Here is a 7253-nt window from a genome sequence, read left to right on the forward strand (position 1 = left end):
GGAATAAATCGATCGGGGGAAACTAAGCCAAAGTGTGGGTGATACCAGCGCAGCAGGGCTTCCATACCCGTGATTTTTCCGGTAGTGATGTCGATTTGAGGCTGATAGCACAGGCAGAACTCCTGTCGCTCTAAGGCTTGATGTAGGGAATTTTCTAAACTCAGTCGCATTGAAGCTTGAGAATTCATCGTGGGGATATAAAGCTGGAAGTTTTGCCGACCCTGCTCCTTGACTCGGTATAGGGCTACATCGGCATTTCGCAGCAGGGTTTCACTATCTTCGCCGTGTTCGGGATAGATGGCGATCCCGATACTGCTACCGATAAACAGTTCGCGATCGTCAATTTGAAACGGGGTTTTAAAGGTATCGAGAATGCGCTGGGCGATTTCTTGTGCGGCTTCGGGGGTTTTGAGATACGGCAGCAGGATCGTAAACTCATCGCCACCCCAACGGGCGACAATATCGCTCGATCGCAGACACTGACTCAAGCGCTGTCCGAATTCACACACCACCCGATCTCCGTTGGCATGACCGAGGGTGTCGTTAATCGTCTTGAAGCGATCGATATCGAGAAACATTACACCCATGGAACAGGAATGCTCTTTGGCATTGGTGATGGCTTCTTCAAGATGCCGGTCGAACAGCGTGCGGTTGGGCAGGCCTGTCAACTCATCGTAGAAAGCTTGATAGTGGATCATTTGTTCGGCGTGTTTTCGGGCTGTAATATCTCGAACCATACACAGGACTTCCTGGGTCGAGATGGTGACGGAGCGTGCTTCGTAATCGTAAAGAGAACCCTGCAATTGGAGCTGAAATTCAAACACCTGAATTTCTTGAGTTTCTAAGGCTTGCTTGAGAGAATGTTGAAAGAGTTCGGCTGTGATTGAGGGTAAAATTTTGTCGAGTTGGCGACCAATGCCATGGGTGACATCAATGGGAAACTGAAAATTGGTTGGGGCTTTGAAATCGACTAACTTTCCGTGGCAATTGATGCGTAACATGGCATCGGGAATGGCATGAACCAGAGCGCGGTTCGTGGCTTCGCTTTGACGTAATGCCGAGACGGCTTCGTGGCGTTCTGTAATATCAAAAATATAGCTACGAACGAGCTGACTTTCGGAAATCAAATGAATGGACTGTTCGTAGAGGCGATCGTTTACCTCAATCGATCGATGTAATAGATTCACGTTTTGAGTTTTTAGAATCTCCAATAAGTCCCTGAGTAAGGGGTGCTTTCGATCTTGGGATTGAAGATTGGGAAATGCAGTCAGGGCCGCTGGATTGAGATACGCGATCTGCCCCTCTAAATTGGTTTCGATAATCGCGTAGGGCGAAAGTTCTGGAAATGAGGCGAGTCTGGATAGGGCCGCATCACATAATTGCTTGAGTTCGGGTTTGGGGAGAAAATGCGTTTCTAGATGATTTGAAGGCTCGTAAATAGGTTGCTGCTGGGATGGATAGATGCAATTGGGTGTGGGGGTGGAGGAATCTGATTCTACTTGATAACTGGCTTTGGCTCCTCCACCAAATAAAATCAAATCTCCGTGTTTGAGTTTATGGCACAATCGTCTTTTGCCATTCACGATCAAACCATTAGTACTTCTCTCCTGCTTGGCATCTCCATCGACGATCCAAAATGAATATTCCAGGCTACCGGGATATTGCACGCCGAACAAGGTCGCGTGATGGCGAGAGACTAGCCGCGAATGAAGTACGATGGAGTGGTTTTCTTCTCGACCGATGGAGTAGGTAGAGGGTTCTAGCAAAATGGCTCGACTGCCTTTGGGATCTTCGACGAACAAGATGTGTCGAGTTTGTATAGTCGGTTCCCGAGCTGTATCCATCATGTCTCTCTCTGTTCCCTGCCGATCCATTCCATTCAAACATTATTTTTTGGAAATTATCATTCACTGAAACTCCAATTTAAGCTAAAAAAATACGTTTTTAAAAAATTGACAAAGCCGACCGATTTTGCTAGAAATCGATCTCAAGTAATTCCGGTGAAAATACTTACGTTGAATTTCTGAAGTGTTGTCCGAAAGATTACTGCTTTTGACTGAATCTACGATCTTCGATCGAACTTTTGAAGTTTATTTTTGACTTTAGAACGATTGTCTATCGATTCTTAAAGATTGTTTAAATATGACAGTCTGTTAAGCAGCACGATCGAGGAGTAAAATATGTCGCACCGCTCAGAATATCGATCGGCGATCGCTAAGAGGGAAAAATATTCTGTAGGGGCTTGAGTGGGAAAAATGAGTCGTTCGTAAATTCACTATTTCTATCAATATTTTAGCCCACTGCGTTTTCCAAACTTTAACCACATTTTTACACTATATTTGAGCATTTTAGCCAAGTTTGAAAAAATGCTTTCTTGGATAATTAAATCGATTTTTCTGCGATTGAGTTTGACTTAAAAACAATCGAAAGGTTGCAAATCGGTACGGGAAAACTTTAATTCAGGACGAACTGGATTGGTAGAACGGGTTCGATCTCGGACTCTCCAACACAACGGCAAGCCTCAATCGACTGAGCCGATCGCTCATTTTTTTTGCCCGATCGCCCTTACTTGTTGCGATGAATGCAAAATGCCAAGATGGTCATAATCACTTTAGTCAAAAATCTACCTTTTACCCGCTTATGAAAGTCACACTAGAAGTGGGTCACGGCCCCTATATGGATCGAGACGGGAGCACGGGCTTTGAAGAAGGCGCTTCTGGAAATGGAACGACTGAATATAAAGAAGTGACGGTGATGGCTAACATCACCAGCCGAATTTTGAGGGCGCAAGGCTATCAAGTCAACGTCCTCGACCCAACGGATCTTCTAGAAGCCATGGGGTCTTACGCCGAAGATAGCGATGTCTTCGTGAGTATGCACCTCAATGCCTTTAACGGTCGCACTCAAGGCACTGAGGTGCTGATCCACCGCAATGGAACCGACGAAGATTACCGATTTGCCGGAGTTCTCCAAGATGAGCTAGTAGATACTCTCAGATTGAACGATCGCGGTGTGAAACGTCAGGGATTGGCAGTGTTGTTGGGAGTTCCCCTGAGTGTGAGAGCAGCTTGCCTGACGGAATCGTACTTTATCGATGCGGTGAATGCCTCGACGGCAAGACGATATACAGAAATGGCCGCAGAAGCGATCGCGGTTGGGATCGATCGTTATGCCGCGTCTATTGGCAAGCAACCCGCAGAGGCAGAACTATCGCCGTCACCCTCGCCGTCGCCGTCACCCTCGCCCAAACCCAAACCCACAAAAACTCTGTCTTTAGTCAATGTCGCTAAATATTACAAAGGACTGCCCCACCAAAAAGCCGCTTTAGAGTGGCTCCAAGACCAAGCCTCCGAACAAGTCATGATCGAATTTACCCGTCGCTGGCGACAGCAGTAGTTTGGGAGAGAGGGAGATCTGATAAGGGTAGGTTTTTTAGATTCCGGTGGATGCGAGCAGTCTTGAGCTGGGGGCACTTCGACAAGCAATCGTAAAAAGCATTCCCTTGAAAGGAGAGGGAGAGTTCCCGATTTTTCGTTGTCCGTTCGCTCTTCTCTTGCTCTCCCATTTCTCCTTACTCCCCCAGCTCTGGGTCCCCAACTCGTTCTTCCGATGGCGGAAAATTTAACGTGGGGAGACGATCGCCTCGCAAGATCTCCTCGCTGACTTGACCGACTTCTCGCATCCACTCCAGTAGAATTTGACCGCCCCACAATCCTGCTAAGACCGGGGCGACTGCCAATCCCAACAGTAGGTCGGGCGTATTGGATGCTTCGGGTTGCGAGCTGTTTTTCTGAGTTGAGGACATAAGTCAAAACCATTGAGATGTGATACTGTGAAGTACTCTAGCTCAACTCCCTCGATCTTGGGGTTTCGAGTGCCGTTCGAGCAAAGATGGAAGATGGTCTGATTCTTTGATTCATAGGTTTTGAGTCGTGGGTGAGGACTTCCCCCTTGCAATGTTAAACTAAGCCCAAAATAACCCCGGTGCGATCTATCTAGAAATGCATCGTTCGGGCACCTTCTTAGATTAGGGATTAGAGTCAGTGGTTTTGAACGTCGATCGAAAAACCCTCGTTGATAGCCAACTTGCCTTGACCCAATGGGCTTATCAAGCCTTGGATCTTCCAGGCGTACAACTCAAAGTCCAAGTCAGGGACAAGCAGTTACACATCTGGTGTGAGGGTCGAGAATGTCCCGATGCCACCGTGGTTATGGCTCGATTTTCCCAAGCCATTCATCAAGATTTACCCCTACCGGAGGAACAACCGGCCGTCACTCAGGTGTTTCTTTACGGTCGTCAGCTTGATGGCACTCCAGAAGCCGATCGAGCGTCTTGGGACTCGACGGGTTCCCAAAATTTAGACTGGACGGTTCGGTTCGAGGTCAATCCCTCAGAGGTTCTCAAAGAGCGGTTGAGTCAGCTCAAACAAAATGCTCGTTTGCCGCAACCCGACCTAGCACGAAAGATTGCCCGACCGGACAATCCTCAAGAAATCGCCGAGCAACTCAACGCAGCCTTCGGTCATCTGGGGATGAGTATCAAAGTCTCCATCAAACATCTCGAAGATTCTCAAAGTCTGAATCCGGTTTATCGCCGCTTGTGGGTGCTGTGCGAGTCTACCTACGCGCCCGATCCGACATTGCTCGGTAGTCCGATCGCCCAACACTTGAGGGATTTGAATCTACAGGGTTTCCGAGATGCGGCGATTTTGGGTCAAGTCAGCGGAGAACCGAAACCGGAATGGATGCTGCGGGTCGATCTGACACCGCCCGATCGCATTATCAATACCTGGGCCCATTGGGGGGATGTGGCAGCAATTTCAGAGCGGTTGAACCAAGCTCTCGCCCCGCAACACCTACAAGTTTCAGCCATCCTCAAGGAAACGACACTACATATCTTTTGCTGTCCCCGGATGGGGTTCGCCCCTTCCGATAGCGATCCGACCGCCGAGCGACGCTTCCCGATTCCCGATCGAGAATCTGTGATGAATGCCATCGCTCCAACGTTGAAACTCCTGGCACCGCGAGGGATTCAAGCAGCAACGGCCTATGGCTTAGATCGACCCTACGAAGCGTCTTTTCCCGAACCGAGCGCTCCGGGGTGGGTGGCTTGGCTGGATTTACCGGCCGCAAGCAAAAGCAGTCTGGCAGTTCCCACGCTGACCTTAGCTCGGGAAGGGTCTCTCAAGGCGATCGCTTTTAGCATCGAGCGATTGCTCAATCCCGATCTGGCTCAAAAACTACTCACCGGCGGCATTCGGATTAAAATTCGCCGCAAATCCGATTTGCTCCACGTGATGAGCGAAGGACTGATTTGCCCTCAACAGAGCGAGATAACCGAGCCGATCGTTAAGTTTTTGCGCCAATTGCAATTGATAGGGATTGCCGGAGTGCGCATTTACGGTCGCAGATCGGGTCAAAAGCAGCCTCGGTGGAGTTACGGGGTCGATTTTGTGCGCCGTACCTTCCAGAATCGCGATGCGATGCCAGATTTTGCCGCCTCGGAAGCAGATGTAGGGGATTTGCTCCCCCAACCGGATTTAAGTGCGATGGAGCTAGATCGAGTGCCGATGGCTCTCCATTCTCCGCGCCAAAGTCCGATGGATTTCCTGCAAACGGCTCTTTGCCGGACTCCGTTCTTCGCACCCCAATCCCTCGATACCGCAGCCAGTTTGAGGCGCGCGACAGCTCCCGAACCCAAACTGACGATCGCGGCGATTTGGGGAACCCTGGGGATTTTATTCACCTTTGCCGGGGATCTCTGGCTCGGTCAAATGCTCGAAGCCCGTGCGAGTCTCGAGAATGCTCGCCGTCAGACCGGACAAGTCGTGCAGCTTGAAAATGGCGAGTTTTCTTCACCCCCAGAAGATGTGCGACCTGACGGGGAGACCGCCAACGATGTATTTAACCCATCGGGATTTACAGCCCCCCTGGAGGACGAACTGGGTAACGAACCAGCCCGGAAGAGGGCGGCGGAGAATGAATCCTTGGCGGAATATTCTTTTCCGTCTTTTAATAGCGACCAGTTCGACAATCAGTTAGCCCTATATCAAAATTACGTTGGCGAGTTCGGCATCCCCGATGTTTTGGTGGTAGGTAGTTCGCGATCGCTGCGGGGTCTCGACCCGGCAACGCTCCAACAAACCCTCGCCGCTCAAGGATATCCGGACATTCGAGTTTTTAATTTCGGGATTAATGGTGCCACCGCTCAAGTGATTAACCTCCTGATCGGCAAAATTTTACCGACGGAGGAACTGCCAGAACTCATTGTCTGGGCTGATGGGGCGCGAGCTTTTAATAGCGGACGGGAAGACCGCACCTACGATGGAATCGTACAGTCGGCGGGGTACGAAGCCCTCAGTAAAGGGTTGCGTCCAATTCAATCTCAAAAACCGGCTCAACCGATCTCCAACGAACCCGAGCGCTCGTTTTTCCAGGTGCTAACCGATGGCTATCAAGATCTCGACGATCGTATCAACGATCTGCTGGCGGTGCGATCGTCTACTTACGATCGACGGGAGGAACTGTCGAGCTTGCTGCTCGATGCCATCGATGCCGATTTGAGCGAAACTGAATCGGTCACCGATGCGATCGATACGGAAAAGGCAGATGATGGCGAATCAGGCATCCTCTACGCCAACGGTTTCCTCGCCCTGAGCGATCGATTCGACCCGGCAACTTACTACGAAAATCATCCGAAGGTTCCCGGAGATTACGATTCGGATTACAAGTCGTTTCAGTTGCGCGGCAAGCAAGCCACTGCCTTCTCTTCGTTGGTGGAATTCGTCCGTTCCCGAGATAGCGAACTGGTGTTTGTCAATTTGCCCTTAACGGAAAACTATCTCGATCCCGTGCGGATGAGATACGAGCGAGACTTTCAGCAATATATGCTTGCCAACTCCAAAGAATGGGGATTCGTGTTTCGCAACTTGTTCGATTTGCTTCTGGGAGAACCGGAATATTTCTCCGATCCGAGCCACTTAAACCGCTACGGCGCTCGATCGGTGTCTCAACGGCTGGCACAAGATCCGATGATGCCCTGGCTTGCGGGATCCGATGGTGCGATGGGGGAAGACGGGGAGACGCAGTGATGGGAGATGCGGGGATGGGTTTCTCTAGTTTCGACCCGATGCACGAAGGGGTGCGATTGGTTCGCCTGGGCTATTGCCGTCTTTGTACGTTCGACTTTTCGCGCTTCAAAAATCACTACCATTCCCCATGCACCTCAAACGCCGCCCAGTAATAAGGAGATT

Annotated in this window: 4 protein-coding genes; 2 read left to right on the plus strand and 2 right to left on the minus strand. The window is 50.1% G+C overall.

Translation table 11 applies throughout. From position 1 onward, the window contains the following. Positions 1 to 1847, minus strand: a 1847-nt coding sequence (locus tag IQ235_RS14095) for a diguanylate cyclase domain-containing protein (RefSeq protein WP_264322085.1), incomplete at its 3' end; no start/stop codon positions are given. Between the two features lie 793 nt (positions 1848 to 2640). Here IQ235_RS14095 and IQ235_RS14100 point away from each other — a divergent pair. Continuing rightward, positions 2641 to 3396: an N-acetylmuramoyl-L-alanine amidase family protein gene (locus IQ235_RS14100; protein ID WP_264322086.1), complete on the plus strand. Its 756-nt coding sequence runs from the start codon at positions 2641 to 2643 to the stop codon at positions 3394 to 3396. 175 nt (positions 3397 to 3571) lie between these two features. Here the strand turns inward: IQ235_RS14100 and IQ235_RS14105 are convergent, their stop codons facing one another. Beyond that, complete coding sequence (locus IQ235_RS14105) at positions 3572 to 3805, minus strand: hypothetical protein (RefSeq protein WP_264322087.1); 234 nt, start codon at positions 3803 to 3805, stop codon at positions 3572 to 3574. 238 nt (positions 3806 to 4043) lie between these two features. Here IQ235_RS14105 and IQ235_RS14110 point away from each other — a divergent pair, with 238 nt between their 5' ends. Beyond that, complete coding sequence (locus IQ235_RS14110) at positions 4044 to 7091, plus strand: DUF1574 domain-containing protein (RefSeq protein ID WP_264322088.1); 3048 nt, start codon at positions 4044 to 4046, stop codon at positions 7089 to 7091. Positions 7092 to 7253: the final 162 nt, after the last annotated feature.

The organism is Zarconia navalis LEGE 11467, assembly GCF_015207075.1.
Classification (GTDB): Bacteria; Cyanobacteriota; Cyanobacteriia; order Cyanobacteriales; family Geitlerinemataceae; genus Zarconia; species Zarconia navalis.

What these genes read in the sequence shown, in the direction of transcription:
- IQ235_RS14100 (WP_264322086.1), top strand. Translation starts at nt 2,641, where the DNA reads ATGAAAGTCACACTAGAAGTGGGTCACGGCCCCTATATGGATCGAGAC.
- IQ235_RS14105 (WP_264322087.1), bottom strand. Translation starts at nt 3,805, where the DNA reads ATGTCCTCAACTCAGAAAAACAGCTCGCAACCCGAAGCATCCAATACG.